General features: G+C 72.1%; 24 protein-coding genes and 1 pseudogene. 12 read left to right on the plus strand and 13 right to left on the minus strand.

The features are described 5' to 3' along the window. Positions 1–7 precede the first annotated feature (7 nt). Positions 8–886 carry a DMT family transporter gene (locus tag OG607_RS32775; protein ID WP_405737199.1) on the minus strand — a complete coding sequence of 293 codons (879 nt, stop codon included), beginning with the start codon at positions 884–886 and terminating at the stop codon, positions 8–10. A 107-nt stretch (positions 887–993) separates the two neighbouring features. On the opposite strand from OG607_RS32775, the gene OG607_RS32780 reads away from it, so the two are divergent. Further along, positions 994–1,908, plus strand: a complete 915-nt coding sequence (locus OG607_RS32780; protein ID WP_405731112.1) for a LysR family transcriptional regulator — start codon at positions 994–996, stop codon at positions 1,906–1,908. Here the strand turns inward: OG607_RS32780 and OG607_RS32785 are convergent. Then, complete coding sequence (locus tag OG607_RS32785) at positions 1,898–2,599, minus strand: GNAT family N-acetyltransferase (RefSeq protein ID WP_405731114.1); 702 nt, start codon at positions 2,597–2,599, stop codon at positions 1,898–1,900. The two genes, OG607_RS32780 and OG607_RS32785, sit on opposite strands and share 11 nt — an antisense overlap. 102 nt (positions 2,600–2,701) lie before the next feature. Then, entirely contained in the window at positions 2,702–3,343 is a 642-nt protein-coding gene (locus tag OG607_RS32790) for a TetR family transcriptional regulator (RefSeq protein WP_405731116.1), read from the minus strand. Between the two features lie 209 nt (positions 3,344–3,552). On the opposite strand from OG607_RS32790, the gene OG607_RS32795 reads away from it, so the two are divergent. The 3 genes from OG607_RS32795 to OG607_RS32805 are packed head-to-tail and all read left to right on the plus strand — an operon-like array spanning position 3,553 to position 6,692. Further along, positions 3,553–4,857 carry a glycosyltransferase family 4 protein gene (locus tag OG607_RS32795; RefSeq protein ID WP_405731118.1) on the plus strand — a complete coding sequence of 435 codons (1,305 nt, stop codon included), beginning with the start codon at positions 3,553–3,555 and terminating at the stop codon, positions 4,855–4,857. Positions 4,858–4,872: 15 nt separating this feature from the next. Next, positions 4,873–5,613: a methyltransferase domain-containing protein gene (locus tag OG607_RS32800; RefSeq protein ID WP_405731120.1), complete on the plus strand. Its 741-nt coding sequence runs from the start codon at positions 4,873–4,875 to the stop codon at positions 5,611–5,613. Beyond that, positions 5,610–6,692: a prenyltransferase gene (locus OG607_RS32805; protein ID WP_405731121.1), complete on the plus strand. Its 1,083-nt coding sequence runs from the start codon at positions 5,610–5,612 to the stop codon at positions 6,690–6,692. The genes OG607_RS32800 and OG607_RS32805 overlap by 4 nt, the downstream gene beginning before the upstream one ends. Before the next feature lie 11 nt (positions 6,693–6,703). Here the strand turns inward: OG607_RS32805 and OG607_RS32810 are convergent, their stop codons facing one another. Then, complete coding sequence (locus OG607_RS32810) at positions 6,704–6,988, minus strand: hypothetical protein (protein ID WP_329318586.1); 285 nt, start codon at positions 6,986–6,988, stop codon at positions 6,704–6,706. A 135-nt stretch (positions 6,989–7,123) separates the two neighbouring features. Here OG607_RS32810 and OG607_RS32815 point away from each other — a divergent pair, with 135 nt between their 5' ends. Continuing rightward, positions 7,124–7,666, plus strand: coding sequence for a hypothetical protein (locus OG607_RS32815; RefSeq protein ID WP_405731123.1), 543 nt, complete (start codon positions 7,124–7,126; stop codon positions 7,664–7,666). A 2-nt stretch (positions 7,667–7,668) separates the two neighbouring features. Here OG607_RS32815 and OG607_RS32820 read toward each other — a convergent pair whose 3' ends face one another. The 4 genes from OG607_RS32820 to OG607_RS32835 all read right to left on the minus strand — a co-directional run bounded on the left by OG607_RS32820 (position 7,669) and on the right by OG607_RS32835 (position 12,092). Then, positions 7,669–8,691: an LLM class F420-dependent oxidoreductase gene (locus OG607_RS32820; RefSeq protein WP_405731125.1), complete on the minus strand. Its 1,023-nt coding sequence runs from the start codon at positions 8,689–8,691 to the stop codon at positions 7,669–7,671. A gap of 591 nt (positions 8,692–9,282) precedes the next feature. Next, a complete protein-coding gene (locus OG607_RS32825; protein WP_405731127.1) occupies positions 9,283–10,152 on the minus strand; it encodes a hypothetical protein in 870 nt (289 codons plus the stop codon). A gap of 141 nt (positions 10,153–10,293) precedes the next feature. Continuing rightward, entirely contained in the window at positions 10,294–11,196 is a 903-nt protein-coding gene (locus tag OG607_RS32830; protein ID WP_405731128.1) for an N-acetylmuramoyl-L-alanine amidase, read from the minus strand. Between the two features lie 233 nt (positions 11,197–11,429). Then, on the minus strand, positions 11,430–12,092 hold the full coding sequence (locus OG607_RS32835; RefSeq protein WP_405731130.1) for a class I SAM-dependent methyltransferase: 663 nt from the start codon (positions 12,090–12,092) through the stop codon (positions 11,430–11,432). Positions 12,093–12,207: 115 nt separating this feature from the next. On the opposite strand from OG607_RS32835, the pseudogene OG607_RS32840 reads away from it, so the two are divergent. Continuing rightward, positions 12,208–12,616, plus strand: a pseudogene (locus OG607_RS32840) (GNAT family N-acetyltransferase); the annotation flags it as partial. A gap of 255 nt (positions 12,617–12,871) precedes the next feature. Here OG607_RS32840 and OG607_RS32845 read toward each other — a convergent pair. From OG607_RS32845 to OG607_RS32855, 3 genes are all read right to left on the minus strand, one after another. Continuing rightward, positions 12,872–13,345 carry a carboxymuconolactone decarboxylase family protein gene (locus OG607_RS32845; protein ID WP_405737201.1) on the minus strand — a complete coding sequence of 158 codons (474 nt, stop codon included), beginning with the start codon at positions 13,343–13,345 and terminating at the stop codon, positions 12,872–12,874. Positions 13,346–13,455: 110 nt separating this feature from the next. Continuing rightward, positions 13,456–14,061, minus strand: a complete 606-nt coding sequence (locus OG607_RS32850) for a DNA-binding response regulator (protein ID WP_405731132.1) — start codon at positions 14,059–14,061, stop codon at positions 13,456–13,458. After that, positions 14,058–15,191, minus strand: coding sequence for a sensor histidine kinase (locus OG607_RS32855; protein WP_405731134.1), 1,134 nt, complete (start codon positions 15,189–15,191; stop codon positions 14,058–14,060). The genes OG607_RS32850 and OG607_RS32855 overlap by 4 nt, the downstream gene beginning before the upstream one ends. A gap of 217 nt (positions 15,192–15,408) precedes the next feature. Between OG607_RS32855 and OG607_RS32860 the strand changes: the two genes are divergently transcribed. From OG607_RS32860 to OG607_RS32870, 3 genes are read left to right on the plus strand one after another with little or no spacing between them, the layout of a single operon-like run. Next, entirely contained in the window at positions 15,409–16,254 is an 846-nt protein-coding gene (locus OG607_RS32860) for a MaoC/PaaZ C-terminal domain-containing protein (RefSeq protein WP_405731136.1), read from the plus strand. Positions 16,255–16,267: 13 nt separating this feature from the next. Beyond that, positions 16,268–17,347 (plus strand): Zn-dependent alcohol dehydrogenase, encoded by a 1,080-nt coding sequence (locus tag OG607_RS32865; RefSeq protein ID WP_405731138.1) that lies wholly within the window; start codon positions 16,268–16,270, stop codon positions 17,345–17,347. A 32-nt stretch (positions 17,348–17,379) separates the two neighbouring features. After that, positions 17,380–18,315, plus strand: a complete 936-nt coding sequence (locus OG607_RS32870; protein WP_405731140.1) for a 3-oxoacyl-ACP reductase — start codon at positions 17,380–17,382, stop codon at positions 18,313–18,315. A 71-nt stretch (positions 18,316–18,386) separates the two neighbouring features. On the opposite strand, the gene OG607_RS32875 is transcribed toward OG607_RS32870, so the two are convergent. After that, complete coding sequence (locus tag OG607_RS32875) at positions 18,387–18,527, minus strand: hypothetical protein (protein ID WP_405731142.1); 141 nt, start codon at positions 18,525–18,527, stop codon at positions 18,387–18,389. Between the two features lie 140 nt (positions 18,528–18,667). Then, on the minus strand, positions 18,668–19,819 hold the full coding sequence (locus OG607_RS32880; RefSeq protein WP_405731144.1) for a hypothetical protein: 1,152 nt from the start codon (positions 19,817–19,819) through the stop codon (positions 18,668–18,670). Positions 19,820–20,017: 198 nt separating this feature from the next. Here OG607_RS32880 and OG607_RS32885 point away from each other — a divergent pair, with 198 nt between their 5' ends. The 3 genes from OG607_RS32885 to OG607_RS32895 are packed head-to-tail and all read left to right on the plus strand — an operon-like array spanning position 20,018 to position 22,856. Next, the gene (locus OG607_RS32885) at positions 20,018–20,875 is read left to right on the plus strand and encodes a Nif3-like dinuclear metal center hexameric protein (RefSeq protein WP_405731146.1); all 858 of its coding nucleotides are present in this window, start codon (positions 20,018–20,020) and stop codon (positions 20,873–20,875) included. Beyond that, complete coding sequence (locus tag OG607_RS32890) at positions 20,872–21,615, plus strand: zinc ribbon domain-containing protein (protein ID WP_405737204.1); 744 nt, start codon at positions 20,872–20,874, stop codon at positions 21,613–21,615. Before OG607_RS32885 ends, OG607_RS32890 begins: the two co-directional genes overlap by 4 nt. Beyond that, positions 21,612–22,856 (plus strand): bifunctional RNase H/acid phosphatase, encoded by a 1,245-nt coding sequence (locus tag OG607_RS32895; RefSeq protein ID WP_405731148.1) that lies wholly within the window; start codon positions 21,612–21,614, stop codon positions 22,854–22,856. Before OG607_RS32890 ends, OG607_RS32895 begins: the two co-directional genes overlap by 4 nt. Positions 22,857–22,862: the final 6 nt, after the last annotated feature.

The following is a 22,862-nucleotide window of genomic DNA, read 5'->3' on the forward strand; positions in this document are numbered from 1 at the left end:
GTTCAGCTCAGCTCAGCTTCAGTGCTGGCTCTGGTGCCGGTTTCGGCCGGCGCGTCATGCCGACTCCGATGAGTACGACCGCCATTCCGCCGATGACCCGGAGGCTGAGCTCCTCGTCCAGCACCACGGCCCCCAGCGCCACCGAGACCACCGGCAGCAGGTATCCCACGGTGGCGGCGTTGGTCGCGCCTTCGTCCGCGATGATCCGGTACGTGAGGTAGAAGGTGACCCCGGTGGCGAAGACGCCGAGTACTGCGGCCGCGATCAGGGCCGTCGGTCCGGGCCGCACCGCCGTCAGGCCGCCGGCCGGGAGTGTCAGCGCGGTCAGTCCCGTCGCGGCGATGAGCTGGGCGGCGGCCAGGGAGATTGTCGGGGTGCCGGTCCCGACGAGATGGCGCCCCATGTACGCGAACGCCACCGCGTAGCTGGCCGCGGCCGCGAGGATCGCGAGGGCGCCCCAGCTCAGGATCCCGGTCCGGTGCCAGGGGGCGAAGATCAGCACCGTGCCGCCGAATCCGAGCAGGAGCCCGCCCAGCCTGACCGGGCGGAGTCCGCGTTCCGTGCCGTTGGCGATGCCGACGGCCAAGGACCACAGGGGAGTTGTCGCGTTGAGAACGCCGGCCGTTCCGGAGTCGACGCTCTGCTCACCGATGCTGAACGCGGCGAACGGCAGGGCGTTGCAGAAGAGGGCGGCCACGATGACGTGACCCCAGATCGCGCGGCCGCGCGGGAGGCGTTGACCGGCCGCACAGCACAACACGATCAGGGTGATCGCGCCCAGCGCGCAGCGGATGAGGGTGACCTGGACGGGTGACAGCCCGTCGAGAGCGAGCTTGATCCACAGAAAGGTCGATCCCCAGAGCAGGGCGAGCACGCCCACACGTATCAACGCTCTTCATCTCCTTGGCCGTTGGTCATCCCGAATGAACCGTGCCGCAGAGCAACCCGACAGGACAAGCAAAAGAAACCGCACCAACCTTTAAGCTCTCCTACATGCTTGATGTCAGACGCATGCAGGTCCTACGGGCCGTCGTGACCAGTGGCTCCGTGACCGCCGCGGCGGCGAACCTGGGCTACACGCCCTCCGCCGTCAGCCAGCAGGTGGCGGCGCTGGAGAAGCAGGCCGGGACCGCCCTGCTCGAACGGGTCGGCCGGGGCGTGCGGCCGACGGCCGCCGGGCGGCTGCTCACCGAGCACGCGGCCGTCATCAGCCAGAACGTCGCCGAAGCGGAGACCGCGTTGGCCGACCTGCGGGCGGGCCGTATCGGCCTGCTGGCGATCCGCTACTTCACCACGGCGGGCGCCACGCTCGTCGCGCCCGCCGTCGCCCGGCTCCGCCGCGAATACCCGGGCGTACGGATCGATCTCAAGCTCAACGACGCGGAAGACCACCCTGCCGGGGCGGCGGCGGAACAGAGCCACGCCGACCTCGCCCTCGTCGTCCGCCCCCGCGACGCGGATGCCGCCGCGCTCGGCGAGGGCACCCGCCTCGTCCACCTCCTCGACGACCCCTTCCGCGCGGTTATCCCCCTGGGCCACCCCCTCGCCGCGAAGCGGATCCTCGACCTGACCGACCTCGCCGCCGAACCCTGGGTCGGCAGCGAACCGCCCGGCCCCTGCCTCGACCCCGTGCTCGACGCCTGCGCCGCCGCCGGCTTCAGCCCGGACTTCGTCGTACGGAGCGAGGACTACGCGACCGCCCAGGGCTTCGTCGCCGCCGGCCTCGGGATCGGCCTGATGCCACGCCTCACCCTCGGCACCGGCACCCGCCACCCCGGCGTCGCCGTCCGCCCCGTCCGCAACCCGGAACCCCTACGCTCCATCCACGCCGCCGTACGCGAGGTGTCCCTCGCCCAGCCCGCCCTCCGCGGCCTCCTCGACGCCCTCCGCGACGCGGCTACGCGGTGACCCCGGCCTGCTCCGACCAATCCGACCAATCCGACCGATCCGACCGAGTCTGCCCGAACAGCCCCCGGCACCCCTCGTCCAGCCCCGCCACCTCCACCGGCACCGTCCGGTGCGCCTCCCACTCGGCCCGGCTCAGCCGGAGCCGCTGCAAGGTGCGGGACTGACCCCGTGCGGAGGCGAGGGCGAGCCCGTCGGGGCGGTAGCCGAGGTGGCGGGAGACGCCGAGGGAGCGGGGGTTGTCGAGCATGGCGTCGGAGACGGCCCAGTCGGCGTCGAGCTCGGCGAAGGCGAGGTGAAGGACGGCGGCGCGCATTTCGGTGCCGATGCCGTGGCCTTGGTGGGCGAGGCCCAGCCAGGAGCCGGTTTCGGCCTGGCGGGTGACGGCGAAGTCTGTCGCGAAGAGGTCCTGGCGGCCCACGACTTTGCCGTCGCGCAGGACGGCGAGGCTGAGGCACCACTTCTGGGGCTGCCACTCGGCGACCGTGCGCAGGACGTGCTGGAAGATGGCCCGGCCGACGTCCTCCGGTGCCGCGTCGGTCCAGGGGAGCGAGAACGGCATCTCGGCCGGGTCGTGGACGCCGTCGGCGGCGACGGAGGCGAGGTCGTCGAGCAGGTCGAGACCGGGGAGGCGCAGTTCGAGGCGGGGGGTGGTGATGCGAAGGCCGTACAGCGGCCAGAAGCGGGGGTCCATGACGGGATGTTGCCGAAGGGCCCTACGGGCTGTCGAACCGATTACGGGCCGGAGTCAATGAATTCAGCCCGTCCGGCGCTTGAGGACACGTCCGGAGGACGCTCAGGTCTGCGGGCGGTCCTCGGCCGTCAGGTCGATGAGGCGGCAGACGGTCTCGATGTCGATCTTGACCTGGGCGATGGAGGCGCGGCCGGAGAGCCAGGTGACCAGGGCGGAGTGCCAGGTGTGCTCGATGACGCGGACGGCGGAGAGCTGCTCGGCGGTGGGCGGGGCGTCCAGTCCCATCGCGTCGAGGATGATCGCGGTGGTGAGGCGGGAGACGGTGTCGACCTCGGGGCTGACGGAGCGGTCGGCGAAGGTGAGGGCGCGGACCATGGCGTCGGCGAGGTGGGGCTCGCGCTGCATGGCGCGGAAGGCGCGCATGAGGGTGTCGGCGACGCGGTCGGCGGGGGTGGCGGCGGCGGGCGGGTGCTTGCGCAGCGCCTCGTGGAGGTGGCCGAGCTGATCCTGCATGGTGGCGACGAGTAGATGGATCTTGGAGGGGAAGTAGCGGTAGAGGGTGCCGAGGGCGACGTTGGACTGCTCGGCGACCTCGCGCATCTGCACTGCGTCGAAGCCGCCGCGGCAGGCGAGCTGGGCACTGGTGTGGAGGATGCGGCTGCGCCTGGCCTCCTGGCGCTCGGTGAGCGGCGGGGCGGTGGAGATGGACGGCCGTGGGCTGGACGGTCTGGGGCTCGTTGTCATGCCTGCCGGTCCCCCGTTCCGTGATCACGTGCTGCTCGCAGGCTGCATGATGGCAGGGCCCGCGCCGTGGTGCGAATCACCTGGTCCGGCTCTGTGGGCGGGGCTACGGGCCGGTAGATTCGTGGTTCGGACCATCCGGTCTGAAACTTGTTCTAGATTAGCGCGACCGGCTACGCTCCGGCTGAAGTGCAGTGAGAAGGGGGCCGTGAGTGACCGCAGAGGCCAGGCCGCTCCGGATCGCGCTGCTCAGCTACAAGGGCAACCCCTTCTGCGGGGGCCAGGGTGTCTACGTACGCCATCTGTCCCGCGAGCTCGCCCGGCTGGGCCACAGTGTCGAGGTCATCGGGGCGCAGCCCTATCCCGTACTGGATGACGGTGTCGTCCTCACCGAGCTGCCCAGCCTCGACCTCTACCGGCAGCCGGACCCCTTCCGCACCCCGGGGCCCGGCGAGTACCGGGACTGGATCGACGCGCTGGAAGTGGCCACGATGTGGACCGGCGGCTTCCCCGAGCCGCTGACCTTCTCCCTGCGGGCGCGCCGCCATCTGGCCGCCCGCAGTGGCGAGTTCGACGTCGTCCACGACAACCAGACGCTCGGATACGGGCAGTTGGGCTTCGATACGCCGCTGGTCACGACGATCCACCACCCCATCACCGTCGACCGGCAGCTGGAGCTGGACGCCGCGCAGGGCTGGCGGCGCCGTGCGTCGGTCCGCCGCTGGTACGGCTTCACGCGGATGCAGAAGCGGGTCGCCCGCCGGCTGCCGTCCGTGCTCACCGTCTCCGGGACCTCGCGGCAGGAGATCATCGACCACCTGGACGTGGCAGGGGACCGGATCCATGTCGTGCACATCGGTGCGGACACCGACCTGTTCTCGCCCGACCCGGCCGTGGCCGAGGTGCCGGGCCGGATCGTCACCACCTCCAGCGCGGATGTGCCGCTCAAGGGCCTGATCCACCTCATAGAAGCGCTGGCCAAGCTCCGCACCGAGCAGCCCGACGCCCACCTCGTGGTCGTCGGCAAGCGCGCCGACGACGGGCCGGTGGCCGCCGCGATAGAGCGGTACGGGCTCGTGGGCGCCGTCGACTTCGTCAAGGGCATCAGCGACGCCGAGCTCGTCGACCTCGTCCGCTCCGCCCAGGTCGCCTGCGTACCGAGCCTGTACGAGGGGTTCTCACTGCCCGCCGCCGAGGCGATGGCCACCGCCACCCCGCTGGTCGCCACCACCGGCGGTGCGATCCCCGAGGTCGCCGGACCCGACGGTGAGACCTGCCTCGCCGTGCCCCCGGGTGACGCGGGAGCCCTCGCGGGCGCGCTGGGCCGGCTGCTCGACCCCGACGGGGGCCGGGAGTTGCGCCGCCGCCTGGGCCTGGCCGGGCGCGAGCGCGTACTGGCCCGCTTCACCTGGCGGCAGGCCGCCATCGGCACCGCCGAGCACTACCGGGCCGCGATCGCCGCCCAGGGCGGCCACCCCGCCGCCGCTGTACGTACCGCCGCCCCCATCGCCGGATAAGAGAGAGCCCTTCCCGTGCTGACCGTCGACTTCTCCCGTTTCCCGCTCGCCCCGGGCGACCGGGTCCTGGACCTGGGCTGTGGCGCGGGCCGCCACGCCTTCGAGTGCTACCGGCGCGGTGCCGATGTCGTCGCCCTCGACCAGAACGGCGAGGAGATCCGCGAGGTCGCCAAGTGGTTCGCGGCCATGAAGGAGGCCGGCGAGGCCCCGGCCACCGCCTCGGCCGTCGCGATGGAGGGCAACGCGCTCCAACTGCCCTTCCCCGACGACAGCTTCGACCGCGTGATCATCTCCGAGGTCATGGAGCACATCCACGACGACAAGGGCGTGCTCGCGGAGATGGTCCGGGTCCTGCGGCCCGGCGGGCTGATCGCCATCACCGTGCCGCGCTACGGCCCCGAGAAGATCTGCTGGGCGCTGTCGGACGCGTACCACGAGGTCGAGGGCGGCCACATCCGTATCTACCGCGCCGACGAACTGCTCGGCCGGATCCGCGAGGCGGGGCTCAACCCGTACGGCACGCACCACGCGCACGGCCTGCACTCCCCGTACTGGTGGATCAAGTGCGCGGTCGGCGTCGACAACGACCAGGCACTGCCGGTGAAGCTCTACCACAAGCTCCTGGTCTGGGACATCATGAAGAAACCGCTGGCCACCCGCCTCGCCGAGAACGCGCTCAACCCGCTCATCGGCAAGAGCTTCGTCGCGTACGCCACCAAGCCGCACCCCTCGAAGGTGACCGGGGCGAGCGCGTGAGCTTCCCCGAGCGCACCGAGCACCTCACTCTCCCCGGGGTGCTTTCCGCCGAACAGGCGGCCCAGACCGTCGCCGGCATCGCCGCGATCCAGCGCCCCGACGGGGCCATCCCCTGGTTCACCGGCGGCCACCTCGACCCCTGGGACCACATCGAGGCGGCCATGGCGCTCGACGCCGCCGGCGAGCACGAGCGGGCCGACGCCGCCTACCGCTGGCTCGCCGACCGCCAGAACCCGGACGGCTCCTGGTACGCCTCGTATCTGTACGCCGACGGCCAGGACGGCGAGCCCGGCGACCGCGGCCGCGAGACCAACTTCTGCGCCTACATAGCGGTCGGAGTCTGGCACCACTACCTGTCCACCGGCGACGACGCCTTCCTGGACCGCCTGTGGCCCACCCTCTACGCGGCCGTCGAGTACGTACTCGCGCTGCAGCTCCCCGGCGGCCAGATCGCCTGGAAGCGCGAGGACGACGGCACCTTCGCGCCGGAAGCCCTGCTCACCGGCTCCTCCTCCATCTACCAGGCGCTGCGCTGCGCGCTGGCCGCCGCCGACACCCGCGAGGACCCGCAGCCCGACTGGGAGCTCGCGGTCGGCACCCTCGGCCACGCCGTACGCCACCACCCCGAGCTCTTCCTCGACAAGGACCGCTACTCGATGGACTGGTACTACCCGGTCCTCGGCGGCGTCCTGCGCGGCGCCGCCGCCGAGCGGCGCATCGACTCCGGCTGGGACCGCTTCGTCGTGCCGGGGCTGGGCGTGCGCTGCGTCGTCCCCAACCCCTGGGTCACCGGCGGCGAGAGCGCCGAACTCGCCCTCGCGCTCTGGGCGATGGGCGAGTCCGACCGCGCCGTCCAGATCCTCGCCGACATCCAGCACCTGCGGGCCGACGACGGCATGTACTGGACCGGCTACGTCTTCGACGACGAGGCCGTGTGGCCCGCCGAGCGGACCACCTGGACCGCGGGCGCCGTTCTCCTGGCCGTCGCCGCGCTGGGCGGCGACGAGGCGACCACCGCGGTCTTCGGCGGCGACCGCCTCCCGGTCGGGCTGGAGCCGGACGAGACCGGCTGCTGCTGAGGCCTTACGGCTTACGCCTTGTTGAATCGGTTCGCGAGGGCGTGCCCCACGAAGAGGTAGATCACTGCGGGCAGGCCGTAGTTGAGCAGGGTGCGTAGCCAGTCCGCGTGTGCGCGGAACAGGTCGTGGGCCCAACTGGAGAGCCAGTTCGCCGTGCGGTGGACGAAGTCGACAGCGCTGTTCCCCGTGTTGGCGTCGAAGACATGCAGGAAGATCCACAGTGCGAGGATGAAGGCTGCGGCGTCGGCGAGGATGGCGATCACCGACGCGGCCGGTTTGCCGCCGTATCTGGACATGGACAGCGGGTTGCCCGGATGGGCGAATCAAAACCCCGCCCGGGTGGCCGGGTGCCGTCGGCGGGGTGAGGATTCGAGCGTTGTGCCCTTCGCGCCGTCGCCCGAGCCCCACACGAGCCCCACTGGAGAGCAGCCATGCCCCTGCGCCGCTTCCTCACCGCGTTCCTGCTCGCGGGCGCTCTCCTCGTCCTGCCCGCGTGCGGCAGTGATTCCTCCACCGACATCAGCGGCAGTGGCAGCGGTGCCGCCAGCCCGACCTCCTCGGTCCAGAAGCAGAAGCTCGCCAAGACCCGCTTCGTCGCCAACGCCGGGCTCGCGGCGGGCGCCACGTACCAGTGGATCGTCAAGCCCTACCGCAACGGCAAGTTCAAGAAGGGCGCCGACGGGCGGACCTTCGCTCTGGTCAAGGCGGGCCTCGCGGGCACCTTCGCGTACAACCGGCTCAAGCACGCGGCCGCGAACGCGAAGGGCGACCCGACACTGTCGAAGCTGATCGCCCCGCTCACCGGCGCGATCGACGCGCTCAAGGGCCTGCCGGCCAAGCTCAAGAACGGCGACTCGACGGGCGACGTCGTCAACAGCTACCAGGACGCCGTCAACAACGTGAAGTCGGCCGGCAAGCAGGCCGGGGCGGAAGTGACCAACCAGGTGCCGTCGCTGTCCCAGCTGCGCGGCTGAACTCAGCCCGTCCGGCGATTGAGCTCCGCGAGCACGTGCAGGGTCTCGTGGTCGGGGGCGGTCACGAGCAGGTCGGTGACGGGGCCGGACTGCCAGGCCTCCAGGCGTTCGGCGATGCGTTCGCGGGGGCCGACGAGCGAGATCTCGTCGGCGAAGGCGTCCGGGACGGCCTGGACGGCGTCCATGCGGTGTCCGTCGAAGAACAGTTCCTGGACGCGCCGGGCCGCGTCCTCGTAGCCCATTCGGGCCATCAGGTCGGCGTGGAAGTTGCGGCTGCGGGCGCCCATGCCGCCGATGTAGAAGGCGAGCATCGCCTTGACGGTCATCAGGCCCTCCGCCGGGTCCTCGCAGACCTTCGCCCGGACCATGGGCGCGACCATGAAGTCCTTCGGGGCGGCGTCGAGGGTCGCCCCGTACATGGCGGCGCTGCGGAACGGCGACCAGTACAGCGGCAGCCAGCCGTCCGCGATCCGGGTGGTCTGCGCGATGTTCCTGGGGCCCTCCGCGCCCAGCAGGACCGGCAGATCGGCGCGCAGCGGGTGCGTGATCGACTTCAGCGGCTTGCCGAGACCGGTTCCGTCCTCGCCGCCGTACGGATGGCTGTGGAAGCGGCCGTCCAGCTCCACCGGCCCCTCCCGGCGCAGCACTTGGCGTAGCACGTTTACGTACTCGCGCGTCGCGGTGAGCGGGCTGGCCGGAAACGGCCGTCCGTACCACCCCTCCACCACCTGCGGGCCCGACAGCCCGAGGCCGAGCATCACCCGGCCCCCGGAGAGGTGGTCCAGGGTCAGCGCGTGCATCGCCGTGGCGGTGGGGGAGCGGGCCGCCATCTGCGCGATCCCCGTGCCGAGTCTGATACGGCTGGTGTGCGCCGCGATCCATGTCAGCGGCGTGAAGACGTCCGAGCCCCAGGCCTCCGCCGTCCACACGGAGTCGTACCCCAGGCGCTCCGCGGTCTGCGCGAGCGCGACGTGATCGCGGGCGGGGGAGCGCCCCCAGTAGCCCAGTGCCAGGCCGAGCCGCATGCCGGGTCCCCTCCCTCCACCGTTCTGACGATGCGTCAGATTCGATCCACGGGAGGACTGTACGGCCCCTCCGGCCTCATGGCCAGATGACGCTTCCCATCCACACGATCAGGACCCACCCGCCCACCACCCCGACCACCGTCGCGGCACCCCACAGGTACACGCCGATCGGCGGGACAAACGGCGCAGGAGGTGCCGGCGGCTTTACCGGACAGCATTTGGAACAGTGAGGTTCGGCCATGCGCACAGGGTGACGAGTCCACGGTGTGACGACCAGTCAGGAATCGGCCACTCCGGCCCCGCCCCTTGCGCAGCAACGGCCCCAGGGGCCTCTGGCGGCAACGGCAACGGCCCCGCCCGGGAAGGGGCGGGGCCGTCGGCCGGCTGCTGGTGGGCGGCGGTGGTGGTGGTTCAGCCGCGCTGGATGCCGCTCGTGCAGAATCCTCTTTTTGCCGCCCTCGCGGGCGCTTCGCTTGCTTCGGGCGGCTGCGCCGGACTCCGTCCGGCGGTCGGTGGCGGCAACGGCAACGGCCCCGCCCGGGAAGGGGTGGGGCCGTCGGCCGGCTGCTGGTGGGCGGCGGCGGTGGTGGTTCAGCCGCGCTGGATGCCGCTGGTGTCCTGGAGGACGCCGCGGCGGCCGTCCTGGGTCTGGGCGATGAGGGCGGGACCGCGCTGGTCGACGGCGAGGTACCAGGTGCCGGGGGTGAGTTCGGCGATGGGGGAAGGGGAGCCGTCCTCGGCGAAGAGGGGGCGGGCGACGGGGACGGCGAACCAGAAGGCGGCGAACTCGGGGGCGGCGGGGGCCGCGGGGCCGGGCTGGGGGGCGGCCTGCATGGGCTGCGGCTGCGGCTGCGGGGCGGGGGCACCGTAGGGGTGCGGCTGGGGCTGGCCGCCGTAGGAGTGCTCGGGCGCGCCGGGGGCAGGGTAGCCGTAGCCGCCGGGCTGCTGGGGCTGGGGGCCGCCCATGCCGGGGTAGGGCTGCTGGCCGTACATGCCGGGCTGGGGCTGCGGCTGCGGGCGCGGGGCGGGCAGGAGCGGGGCCTTGAAGGCGGCCAGGCCCTGAAGGCTCAGCACGGAGACGGCGGCCAGCGCGGCGGCGGCGACGAACGACAGGTAGGCGCCGGCGCCGAACTCCCAGGCGTCGTTGCCGTTGAACAGAGACCACAGTGCATCCCAGGTGGCGGCGATCGCCAGCACAGCACCCCACTGGTTCAGGGCGACCCCGAGCACCTTGCGCCCCTCGGGCTGGAAGCGCGAGGCGATGGTCAGACCGGCGGCGATGATCCCGAGCAGGTGCACGGACGGCAACAGCGGGAACAGCTCGGTCTTCCAGGCGTTGACGCCACAGCCGTCCACGGTGCAGCCCTTGGCGCTGTAGAACGTCAGGAACGAGGCGATCAGCAGCAGCACCGCTGCGCCGATCACCGCGCCGTCTCCTCGGGTGAGGGAGCGGATATTCACCAGTGGGGTCCTTAGTCAGTCGTCAGTCGTCGGTCAGCCGGCCAGACGCGGGGCGAAGCCCCATCGTACGGGTGCGATCAAGGGCCGGTCAGGCGGGGATTGCGTCTGGTACACGATCGGGACCGACCCTCTACCGCCTGCTCACGTCTTGCCGCGCAGAAACGCCGTGATGCCGTCCGCGATGCCCTCCGCCGCGCTCTGCCGCCATGCCGGGTCGGTGAGCTCGGCGGCGTCCTTCGGGTCGCGCATGTTGCCGCACTCGATGAAGACCTTGGGGATGGTGGTGAGGTTGAGCCCGCCCAGGTCGCTGCGGGTGACCAGGCCTGTCCCGCCGGCCAGGTAGTTGGCGGGGGCGGAGCCGGTCGCGTCCGCGAAGTGCTGCCTGACCGCGGTGCCGAGGCGCCGCGAGGGCGCCACGATCGAGCGGGTGTCGGCGATGCCCTCGTGGATGGAGGCCGGGAGGATGACGTGGAAGCCGCGGTTGCCCGTCGCGGAGCCGTCCGCGTGGACGGAGATCGCGGCGTCGGCCCCGGCCTCGTTGCCGATGCGGGCGCGCTCGTCGATGCACGGCCCGAACGCGGGGCCGCCGGTGTCGTGGGTGAGCTTGACGGTCGCGCCGCGCGCGGTGAGCAGGGCCCGGGCGCGGTGGACGACGTCGAGGGTGAAGGCGGCCTCCGTGTAACCGGCCTTCGTGGCCGTGCCGGTGGTGTCGCAGGCCTTGCGCCCGTTGCCGATGTCGACGAGGCGGTTGATCTCGGCGGTGTGGTCGCGGTCGGTCGGGTTGTGGCCGGGGTCGAGGACGATGACCTTGCCGGTGAGGGGGAGCGCGGACGGCGTGGCTGTTCCGGCCGCGGCCTTGCCGTCCGTACGTGTGGACGTGGACGCCGACGTGGACGCGGAAACCGACGGCAGGGGCAGCACCCGCTGCGGCTCGTCCCCGCCCCCGGGGCCGCGCAGCGAGTCCCAGACCAGCCAGCCCGCGAAGCACGTCGGCAGCAGCGCGGCCACAGCGATCGCGAGCACGCCCGATTTGTTGCTGAACATGTCAGCGATGCTAGGGCCTGTCCGGGCCATCAGGGGCGCCCGCCGCGTCAGCGGCTGATGTCACAGCGGCGTCGTCTGGTGCGGTGCATCGCAAGGCGCCGGAATGCCCGCAGGGTGGCTTCCTGCGGGCACTCCGGCAACGCGGCGAGGTGCCGCCCGCCGCGCCAGCGGCTGATGTCACGGCGGCGGCGCAGGGGCCATTCATGATCGTCCGGACAGGCCCTGGGCCCGGCTCAGATCCCCGGGCCCGTACGGCGCAGGATGTGCAACGAGCCGGTCACGGAGAGTTCCGTGAAGGCGCCGGAGGCCAGGGCCCGCCGGTAGATGCGGTACGGGGCCTGGCCGCCGTCGGCCGGGTCGGCGAAGACGTCGTGGATGACGAGGAGGCCGTCGGGCGCGACGTGCGGGGCCCAGCCCTCGTAGTCGTTCGTGGCGTGCTCGTCCGTGTGGCCGCCGTCGATGAACACGAGGGCGAGCGGCTTCCCCCAGACGGCGGCGGCCTGCGGGGAGCGGCCGACCAGGGCGAGGACGTGGTCCTCCAGCCCGGCGGCGTGCAGGGCGCGGCGGAAGGTGGGGAGGGTGTCCATGAGGCCGACGGCCGGGTCGACCAGGTCCTGGTCGTGGTACTCCCAGCCGGGCTGCTGCTCCTCGCTCCCGCGGTGGTGGTCGACGGTGACGGCGAGCGTCTTGCCCTCCTGTGCCACGGCCGCCAGCAGGATCGTCGAGCGGCCGCAGTACGTGCCGACCTCCAGCAGCGGCAGGCCGGGCAGGCGCCGGGCCGCGTCGTCGGCGGCGGCGTAGAGGGCGAGGCCCTCGTGGGCCGGCATGAAGCCCTTCGCCGATTCGAAGGCGGCCAGTACGGCAGGGGAGGGTGCGGCGGGGGAGGGTGCGGTCATGCTGCTCATCGTGCCGTACAGGTGCGGCGGCGTTCCGCACGGGGCCGGTGCCCGGGCCCCGCGCGGCCCGCTGATTCCGGTTGACGCCCCTGCCGCCCAAGGGTTTCCTGATGCCGTGCCCGACCTTCGCATCGAGCCGGTGGACGGCGACGCCGCCGCCCTGCTCACAGGCTGGCAACACGTCCACAACCTGATCGTCCCCGCCCCCTCCTCCGTCCTCTCCCTCGACGACGTGCGTGAGCGCGCCCGGCGCAACCACCTGGAGGTCGCCTACCTCGGCGACGTCCTCATCGGCTGCACCACCGTCATCGCCCGCGTGCTCCCCCTCACCGCCGCCAGGGCTTCGGCGGCCGGCTCTACGCCCGAGGGCTCGCCCAGGCCCTCGAACTCGGCGCCGACGTATCGAGACGGTCGTCCTGGAGTCGAATGAGGACGGCCTGCGATTCGCCCTGGCGCAGGGATTCGTCGAGTCCGATCGGTACGTGCTGCCGGGTGACAGCGTGCCCTTCATCGATCTCCGGCTGCCCCCGGTCGGGATCCGCCGAGCCGAGGAACGAGACCTGCCGGGCCTCGTCGAGTGCAGTGCGGGCCCGTTCGCCGAAGACGCCGGAACCCGTGACCCAGGCGGCGTCAACGTCAACTGGCCCCGCGAACACGGGCCGGAGCGCTTCCGCCAGAACCTCGCCGTGCCGGAGCGCCTGACGCTCGTCGCCCACGTCGGAGAGCAGATCGTCGCGGTCGGTTTGGGACACGCAGCCGCTCTCGCCACGGCGCTCCGGCTATCCGAACTGGCCGGGCTGGTAGTCGCCGGCGGGCTGCTGGACGATGACGTTCAGCCGGTTGAAGGCGTTGATGACGGCGATCAGGGACACCAGCGCGGCGAGCTGCTCCTCGTCGTAGTGCTTGGCGGCGTTCTCCCAGGCCTCGTCCGTGACCCCGCCGGCGGCATCCGCGATGCGGGTGCCCTGCTCCGCCAGTTCCAGGGCGGCGCGCTCGGCTTCGGTGAAGACGGTGGCCTCGCGCCACACCGCGACCAGGTTGAGGCGCACCGAGGTCTCACCGGCGTGCGTGGCCTCCTTGGTGTGCATGTCGGTGCAGAAACCGCAGCCGTTGATCTGGCTCGCGCGGATCTTCACCAGCTCCTGCGTCGCGAGAGGCAGTGCCGAGTCCGAGAGCACCTTGCCTGCCGAGACGATGTGCTTCAGGAACTTGCCCGCGGTGGGGCTGCCGAAGATGTTCAAACGGGCACCCATGGTCATGGTGAGCTCCTCTGCCGTTGTCGGTGACTACACACCCCTGACGGAACGGCTCGGCACGATGTGACACGTACGGATGTGACGTGCGTCTCCCGTGCCTGCCGGGCTCACAGCCAGCCGTTGTGGCGGGCCGTGCGCAGGGCCTCCATGCGGTTGCGGGCGGAGGTCTTGCCGATGGCGGCGGAGAGGTAGTTGCGTACGGTCGATTCGGAGAGGTGGACCTTGGCGGCGATGTCGGCGACGGTGGCCCCGTCGGCGGCGGCGTTGAGGACGTCCTGCTCGCGGGGGGTGAGGGGGTTGGGGCCGGAGCTGAGGGCGGCGGCTGCGAGGGCGGGGTCGATGACGCGCTCGCCGGCGAGGACGCGGCGGATGGCGGTGGCGAGGTCCTCGACGGGGCCGTCCTTGACGAGGAAGCCGGAGGCGCCGGCCTCCATGGCGCGCCGGAGGTAGCCGGGGCGGCCGAAGGTGGTGAGGATGAGGACCTTGCAGCCGGGGAGGCTGTCGCGGAGTTCGGCGGCGGCGTCCAGGCCGCTGCGGCCGGGGAGTTCGATGTCGAGGAGGGCGACGTCGGGGCGTACGGCGAGGGCCTCGGGGACGATGCGGTCGCCGGCGCCGATCTGGGCGACGACCTCGATGTCGTCCTCCAGGTCGAGGAGGAGGGAGAGGGCGCCGCGCATCATGCCCTGGTCCTCGGCGAGAAGCACTCGGATCACGAGGTGTGGCCCTCCTCCAGCGGCAGTTCGGCTGTGACCCGGAAGCCCTGGCGGGGCCGGGGTGCCGGGCCCGCGTCCAGGGAGCCGCCCGCCGCGGCCAGGCGTTCGCCGAGACCCTTCAGTCCGGAGCCCGGGGTTTCGCAGCCTACGCCGCTGCCGTCGTCCGTGATCTCCAGCCGTACGCGGCAGTCCGCCCCGGTGACGCGGATGCGGCAGACCGTCGCCCCGCCACCGTGCCGGATCACATTGGTGGCCCCCTCCCGTACGACCCAGCCCAGCAGCGCCTCCGTCTGGGAGGGCAGTGGCGGCCCGGACTCCTCCACGACCGCCTCGATGCCGGCGGCGGCGAGAGCCGAGCGCGCCCGGTCCAGCTCGGTGGCGAGGCTGCCCTCGCGGTAGCCGGTGACGGCCTCGCGGATCTCGGTGAGGGCCTGGCGGCCGACGGCCTCGATGTCGGCGACCTGGGCGAGGGCGGCGTCGAGGTCGCGCGGGGCGAGGCGGCGGGCGGCCTCGGACTTGACCACGATGACGGAGAGGGTGTGGCCGAGCAGATCGTGCAGGTCGCGGGAGAAGCGGAGCCGCTCCTCGGCGACCGCGTGCCGGGCCAGCTCCTGGCGCGTGGCCTTCAACTGGGAGATGGCGCCGAAGAGGGTGAGGATCGTGATCGTGACCAGGCCGGAGATCATCGTGCCGTAGCCCACCGACAGGGCGTCCCACGGGTCGTCGGAGCGGAAGGCCGCGACGACCCCGGCGGCGATGCTGAGCGGGAACAGGAGCGTGCCCATCCGGCGGGTGCGCGACGCGACGCCGAGGGCGAGCGAGAGCAGCGGGAAGAGCAGCAGCCAGCTGTGGCCGTAGCCGATCGCGAGGGCGAAGGTGACGGCGGCGAGCCCCACCCACATGCGCTGGGGGAGCGTGCTGTCCTTGTCGCGTCGCCTGTCGAAGGTCGTGAAGACGATGCCGACGTAGAGGGAGTTGAAGGCCAGCAGCCCGATGCCGCCGAGCCAGGGCATCGGGGCCCGCCCGGTGAAGATGTTGGAGAAGCCCCCGGCGCCCATCAGCAGCCACGGCAGAAAGGTGAACTTGTTGGGCGGCTTGAGATTCTCGATCTCCTCTTCGAAGTTCCTCATGCTGTTCCTCCCCGTTCGAACGACTGCCGTCATCGTATGAAGTGGGGCGCTGGCCAGGGCAGATGCGAATGTCAGCGACTCGGCGGGACAAATGTCACCGGTCCGGGGGCCGATGCCGTAGCTGATGGTGCGTCAACTCTTCCCGGCGCATGGGCGATGCGTTATACAGGAGACCACCGCCACACTAGAACGCGTTCTAGAAGGAGCCGTCCCGGACATGCCCATCGATGTCGCCAAGGCCCTCGCCGCCGAGCCCCGCAGCACCGAGCTCTCCTGGGGATTCAAGGACGTCCTGCTCTACCACCTCGGCATCGGCGCGACCGAACTGCGGTACGCCCTCGAAGGGCCCGGGCTGCAGGTCCTGCCGAGCTTCTGCACGGTCGCGGGCGGGGCACTGGCGGCGGCCGGCGGGCTGTCCATGCCCGGCATCGACGTGGACCTGGCCGCGGTTCTGCACGGCGGCCAGCGCATCGAGCTGCACCGCCCGATTCCGGTGGAGGGCACGGCGGTTCAGGCCTCGCGGATCGCCGCCGTCCATGACAAGGGCAAGGCGGCCGTGATCGTACTGCGCAGTGAAGTGACGGACGCGGACGGTCCGTTGTGGACCTCCGACACCGAGATCTTCGTCCGGGGCGAGGGCGGCTTCGGCGGCGGGCGCGGTTCCTCCGTACGGGAACCGGCCCCCGAGGGCGCCCCGGAGCTCGAGGTGCTGCAGGCCACCCGCGAGGACCAGGCGCTGCTGTACCGGCTGTCCGGCGACTGGAACCCGCTGCACGCCGACCCGGAGTTCGCCAAGCGGGCCGGGTTCGACCGGCCGATCCTGCACGGGCTGTGCTCGTACGGGATCGTGCTCAAGGCCGTCGTCGACACGCTGCTGGGCGGCGATCCGGCGCGGGTGCGGGTCTGTGCCACCCGTTTCGCCGGGGTCTTCTTCCCGGGGGAGACGATGCGCATCCGTATGTGGCGGACCGGCGGACGTGGACGTATCCGGGTGACGGCCACGGCCGTCGAACGGGACGACGCGCCGGTCCTCGCCGACATGTCCGTAGAGGAAGTCGAGTAGGGAGCCGTAAGACATGCGCGCAGCTCTGCAGCAGGAGATCGGCCAGGACAAGCTCGAAGTCGTCGACGACATGGAAGCGGTCGGCTTCGGCCCCGGCCGGGTGCGGATACGCATCCGTGCCACCGGGCTCTGCCACTCCGACCTCTCCGCCATGAGCGGCGTCCTCCCGCAGCCCGCGCCCTTCGTGCCCGGGCACGAGGGCGCCGGCGACATCGTGGAGGTCGGGGAGGGGGTGGAAAACCTCAAGGTGGGGGACCGCGTCCTCGTCTGCTGGCTTCCCGCGTGCGGTGCGTGCGCCGCCTGCCGGCGCGGCCAGTCGCATCTGTGCCTGGCCGGCTTCGTCAACGCCGGCACGCCCAACTTCCGCCGTACGGGCGGCGCGGATGTCTTCGGCTTCGCCGGCACCGGCACCTTCGCCGAGGAGGTCGTCGTCGCCGCCCCCTGCGCGGTGCCGATCCCCGACGACGTCCCGTACGAGATCGCCGCCCTCATCGGCTGCGGCGTGACCACCGGCATCGGCGCGGCCCTGAACACCGCGCGGGTCGAGCCCGGTTCCTCCGTCGCCGTGATCGGCTGCGGCGGCGTCGGCATCAGCGCCATCCAGGGCGCCCGGGCCGCCGGCGCCGCCGAGATCGTCGGAATCGACCCCGTCGAGGGGCGGCGGGACGCCGCGCTGCGCTTCGGCGCCACCGACGCCGTCGCCCCGGAGGACCTCGCGGAGGTGAAGGCCCGCCTCACCGGCGGCGAGGGCTTCGACTACGTCTTCGAGGTCGTCGGCCGCGCCGCCACGGCCCGCACGGCGTACGAGACCACCCGGCGCGGCGGCACGCTGTGCGTCGTGGGCGCCGGGGCCATGGACGACTTCCTCCAGGTCAACATGTTCGAGCTCTTCTTCGACGAGAAGCGGATACTGCCGTCGCTGTACGGGGGCGGCGATGTGCGCCGTTCCTACGACCGCGTCATCCGGCTCTGGCGAGCCGGGCGGATCGACCTGGAGGGGCTGATCACGCACCGCGTCCGGCTGGAGGAGATCAACGAGGCGATCCACCAGATGCGGACCGGTGAGGCACTCAGGACCTGCATCACCGTCTGAGCCCCCCGGACCCCGGCCCCGAAGGGAACCCCATGACCGCCCCCCTGCACGGCAGAACCGCAATCGTCACCGGCGCCGGCCGCGGCCTCGGCCGGGCAGAGGCGGTGGAGTTGGCGCGGCTCGGCGCGAATGTCGTGGTCAACGACTTCGGGCAGCCGGGCCGCGACGGCTCGGGCGAGGCGTCGGCGGCGCCGGCCGACACCGTGGTCGAGGAGATCCGCGCGGCGGGCGGCAGGGCGATCGCCCATCACGGGGACGTGGCCGACTTCGCCGAGGCGGAAGCCCTGATCGGGCTCGCGGTCGAGACGTACGGCGCCCTGGACATCCTGGTCAACAACGCGGGCATACTCCGGGACCGCATGGTCTTCTCGATGGCGGAGGCGGAGTGGGACTCCGTCATCCGGGTCCACCTCAAGGGCCACTTCAACACGACCCGCTTCGCGGCCGCCCACTGGCGCGAGCGCGCCAAGGCGTCCGGCGGGGCGCCGGTCTACGGCCGCATCGTCAACACCTCGTCCGAGGCCTTCCTCGCGGGCTCCGCCGGGCAGCCGAACTACGCCGCCGCGAAGGGCGGCATCGTCGGCCTGACGACCTCGACGGCGCTGGCGCTCGCGAAGTACGGGGTGCGGACGAACGCGATCTGCCCGCGGGCCCGCACCCGCATGACGGAGGACGTGTTCGCGGTCCTGCAGGAAGAGGACGCGGACAGGATGGCGCCGGAGCATGTGGCGCCGCTCGTGGGGTATCTGGCCGGGCCGGGCGCCGGGCGGGTGAACGGGCAGCTGTTCGTGGTGCACGGCGGAATGGTCGCGGTGATCGACAGGCCGCGTGTGGCGGCGAAGTTCGACACGGCGAAGGAGGCCTTCACGTACGAGGAGCTGGACGACCTGCTGACGCCGTACTACGAGGGCCGGGACCCGAAGGAGACCTTCGCCGCGACGGAAGTGCTGGCGTTGAAGCACGAGTAGCCACGTACGGCCGCGCCGGGAGGACCCGGGCGCGGCCGACCGCGGTCTGTCGTATGTACGAATCGTTTCTGCTACTCCGCGGCGGCCCTGCGGTGGCGGCCGTGCGCGGGGGTTTCGTTGTCTTCCGGTGAGGACGGACCACGGTGGCGGCCCGCTGCCGCGGCGGCCGCGGCTGCCGTGTCCTCAGCGGTGTCGTGTCGGGGTTCGGACATGGTGGGAATTCTCTCCGTCGATCGCTTACCGGTGCTGCGCTCGGGGGTCGGCGGAAAGGGCAGAGCCCAACGAAACATCCACGCACGTCGATTGCTCACCGAACGAGCCCGACGGTGCCCCCGCGTGATCTTATCGGAGTTCAAGATCCCGCCGGAACCGGACCCGCCGCGGCGAGCGGGGCCTTTTGCAGCGGCAGTACGGCGCTGGGCTGCGGCTCGTCCGGCAACACGGGCACCGGCTCCGGCTCCGCCGCGGGCGCTTCGTACGCCACGATCCCGCACGGGCAGTGCGCGCAGGCGTACGGCAGCCGGAGCACCCCGCCGGCCGTCCAGAGGCCGGCGCCGGGGAGCCAGCCCTGGGGGCCGGTGAGCCAGAGGGCGTGGCGTTGCCCGGGGCGCCAGATGGCGAGGGAGGTGCCGTGCGGGCCCTCGGCGGTGAGGGCGATGCCGCAGGCCTCGGGGCTGATGATCTGGCCGGGCTGGGCGGCGAAGGGGGTGAGGAAGGAGTCCGGGAGACGCAGGGCCTCGGGGAAGCGCACGGGGTCCCGGCTGCCGAGGACGCCCCAGCCGAGACGGTCCTCGCCGGGGGCGTTGCTGCGCACGACGAGCAGACCGCTGTCGGGCTCGGCGAGCAGCAGCCGGTCGTCGCTGTCCTCGGTGATCTGCAGCAGCGGGCTGGTCTCGCCGCCGCGCCGCAGGTCGACCGCGACCGTCTTCACCGGCCCGCCGCTCTCCGCCTCGCGGTCCAGGGCGAGCATCCGGCCCGTACGGTCCAGCCAGGCGCCGCCGTAGCAATGGCCGGGGATCTCGGCGAGCTTGCGCGGCCCGCCCTCGCCCGGGCCGCCGCTCGCCGTGGAGTCCGTGGAGTCCGTGGAGTGGACGAGCCATACGGCGCTGGCCGTGCCGTCGTACGTCAGGGCGAGTACGCCGTCGCCGGAGCCGGGCGGCGGCAGCAGCCGTACGTCCTCCCCCCGCAGCGAGCCGAGCGGCAGTTCGCCGGTGCCGGGGCCGGTGGGATAGAGGAGCGCGAAGTCGTGCCGGTCGGCGACGCGGCGGCGGATGAGCACCCGGCCGTCGGGCAGGGGCACCAGCTGGGAGCTGGGGTCCTCGGGCTGGTTGCCGGGCAGGGGGACGGTGTAGGGCTCGGGACCGTCGAGCGTCCAGCGCTCCGGATACCAGCTGTCGTCGTCTCCGACCGTGGTGAGGCAGGCGGCGTACGAGCCGTCCGCGGATGTCGTGAAACCCGCCCGCCGCACGGTCTCTGTGGCGGTCTCGGTGGCGCAGGTCGTCATGGTGTGAGCTCACCTCCGCCCCCAGACGCTAGTTTTCGCACCTTCGCCCGACCGACATGAGTTGGTGTGCTTCACACGTAAGGGTGGCGATTGTCCCGAACCGCCGGAGTCCGGAAGCCGGGTGTGCTGAAAGCCCCTGAACCCCTGCAGAACCTCGCGACTGAGTCCCCGCAAGGGATCGGAGGTAACCTTCCACCCGTGCCCACACTGTCCGACGTCATCGCCGCGCTCGAAGCCCTCTGGCCCCCGGAGCGGGCCGAGCAGTGGGATGCGGTCGGCCTGGTCTGCGGAGACCCGGACGCCCAGGTCAGCCGGGTGCTCTTCGCGGTCGACCCGGTCCAGGAGGTCGTCGACGAGGCGATCAAGCTGGACGCCGATCTGCTCGTCACCCACCACCCCCTCTACCTGCGCGGTACGACCACGGTCGCGGCCACCGGCTTCAAGGGCCGGGTGGTACACGGCCTGATCAAGAACGACATCGCCCTGCACGTCGCCCACACGAACGCCGACCGCGCCGACCCCGGCGTCTCCGACGCCCTGGCCGCCGCCGTCGGGCTCCGCATCACCGGCCCCCTCGTCCCCGACCCGACGGATCCCGCCGGCCGCCGGGGCCTGGGCCGGATCGGCGAGCTCGATGTCCCGCTGACACTGGCCGAGTTCGCCGACCGGGCCGCGCGCGGCCTGCCGAGCACCGCCACCGGGCTGCGCATCGCGGGCGACCCGCAGCAGCTCGTCCGTACGGTCGCGGTGTGCGGCGGCTCCGGCGACAGCCTCTTCGCCGACGTACGCAAGGCCGGGGTCGACGCCTATCTGACGGCCGACCTGCGGCACCACCCGGTGTCCGAGGCCCAGCAGGCCGGGCCGCCGGCACTGATCGACGCCGCCCACTGGGCCACCGAGTGGCCCTGGTGCGAGCAGGCCGCCGCCCAGCTCGACGAGATCTCCGACCGGCACGGCTGGGCCCTGCGCACGTATGTGTCGCGCACGGTCACCGACCCCTGGACGGCACACGCACTTCCCGCTGAACCCCTCACCACCTCAGGAGCCCCCCGCTGAACGCCGCGCCCGCCGACCAGATCCGACTCCTCGAAGTCCAGGCCCTCGACTCGCGTATCGCGCAGCTGGACCACAAGCGCCGCAACCTCCCGGAGCACCAGGAGATCGAGCGCCTCACCGCAGACGTCACGCAGCAGCGTGACCTCCTGGTCGCCGCCACCACCCAGGAGAGCGACACCGCCCGCGAGCAGCTCAAGGCCGAGCAGGACGTGGACCTCGTGCGCCAGCGCGCCGTCCGCGACCAGCAGCGTCTCGACTCCGGCGCCGTGTCCTCCCCGAAGGACCTGGAGAACCTCCAGCGCGAGATCGTCTCCCTCGCCAAGCGCCAGAGCGACCTGGAGGACGTCGTCCTCGAGGTCATGGAGCGCCGCGAGTCCCTCCAGGAGCGCGTCACCGAGCTCACCGGCCGGGTCGACTCCCTCCAGGCCAAGATCACCGAGGCCGAGGCCCGTAAGAACGCCTCCCTCTCCGAGCTCGACTCCGACGGTTTCAAGGCCGCCAAGGAGCGTGAGGTCATCGCCGGGGCCGTCCCCGCCGACCTGCTCAAGCTCTACGACAAGATCCGCACCCAGTCAGGCGGCGTCGGCGCGGCCAAGCTCTACCAGAAGCGCTGCGAGGGCTGCCGCCTGGAGCTCAACATCACCGAGATCAACGAGGTCCGGGCGGCCCCCGCCGACTCCGTCGTCCGCTGCGAGAACTGCAGCCGGATCCTGGTCCGCACCCCGGAGTCCGGCCTGTGACCGGTACGTCCCGTTCGTTCATCGTCGAGGCCGACGGCGGCTCCCGGGGCAACCCGGGCCCCGCCGGCTACGGCGCCTGTGTCCTCGACCCGGCCACCGGCGAGACTCTGGCCGAGGCCGCCGAATACATCGGCACCGCCACGAACAACGTCGCCGAGTACCGGGGCCTCATCGCCGGGCTGCGGGCCGCCCACGCCCTCGACCCCGAGGCCCGGATCCGGGTCCGCATGGACTCCAAGCTCGTCGTCGAGCAGATGTCCGGCCGCTGGAAGATCAAGCACCCCGACATGCGTCCGCTCGCCGCGGAGGCCCGCACCATCTTTCCCGTCGGCCAGGTCACGTACGAGTGGATCCCGCGCGAGAAGAACAAGCACGCCGACCGCCTCGCCAACGAGGCCATGGACGCGGGCAAGAAGGGCAAGCAGTGGGAGGCCTCCCAGTCCCGCGCCGCCCTGACGGTCCCCGCCCCCGCCGGAGCCCCTGACCGCGCCACGGCGCGCGAGGCCGCGGCGCGTGGCGCGGAGTCGGCACGGGCCGCCCTGGCGGCAGGCCGCTCCGCCGCCCCGGCTGAGCCTGCCGGTGCCAAGGAAGAAACCTCCGCAGGCTGGTCCGGCGACCTCGGCACCCCCACCACCCTCGTCCTCCTCCGCCACGGCGAGACCCCCCTCACCCCCTCCAAGCGCTTCTCCGGCAGCGGCGGCACCGACCCCGAGCTCTCCGAGAAGGGCCACTGGCAGGCACAGCGCGCCGCCGACGCCTTCGCTGCCCGCGGCACCATCCAGGCCATCGTCAGCTCCCCGCTCGCCCGGTGCCGCCAGACCGCCGCCGCCGTCGCCACGCGCCTCGGTCTCGACGTGCACATCGACGAAGGCATCCGCGAAACGGACTTCGGCGCCTGGGAAGGCCTCACCTTCGGCGAGACCAAGGACCGCTACCCCGCCGAACTGGACGCCTGGCTCGCCTCCGCCAAGGTCGCCCCTCCCGGCGGCGAGTCCTTCGCCTCCGTCGCCCGCCGGGTCGCCGCCTCCCGCGACAAGCTGCTCGCGAGCTACGCCGGGCAGACGGTTCTCGTCGTCACCCACGTCACCCCGGTCAAGACCTTCGTACGGCTCGCGCTCGGGGCCCCGCCGGAGTCCTTGTTCCGGATGGAGCTTTCCGCCGCGGCGGTTTCGGCGGTGGCGTACTACGGGGACGGCAACGCGTCGGTGCGGCTGCTGAACGACACGTCGCACCTGCGGTGACCTTCG

Source organism: Streptomyces sp. NBC_01537 (assembly GCF_045040445.1).
Taxonomy (GTDB): Bacteria; Actinomycetota; Actinomycetes; order Streptomycetales; family Streptomycetaceae; genus Actinacidiphila.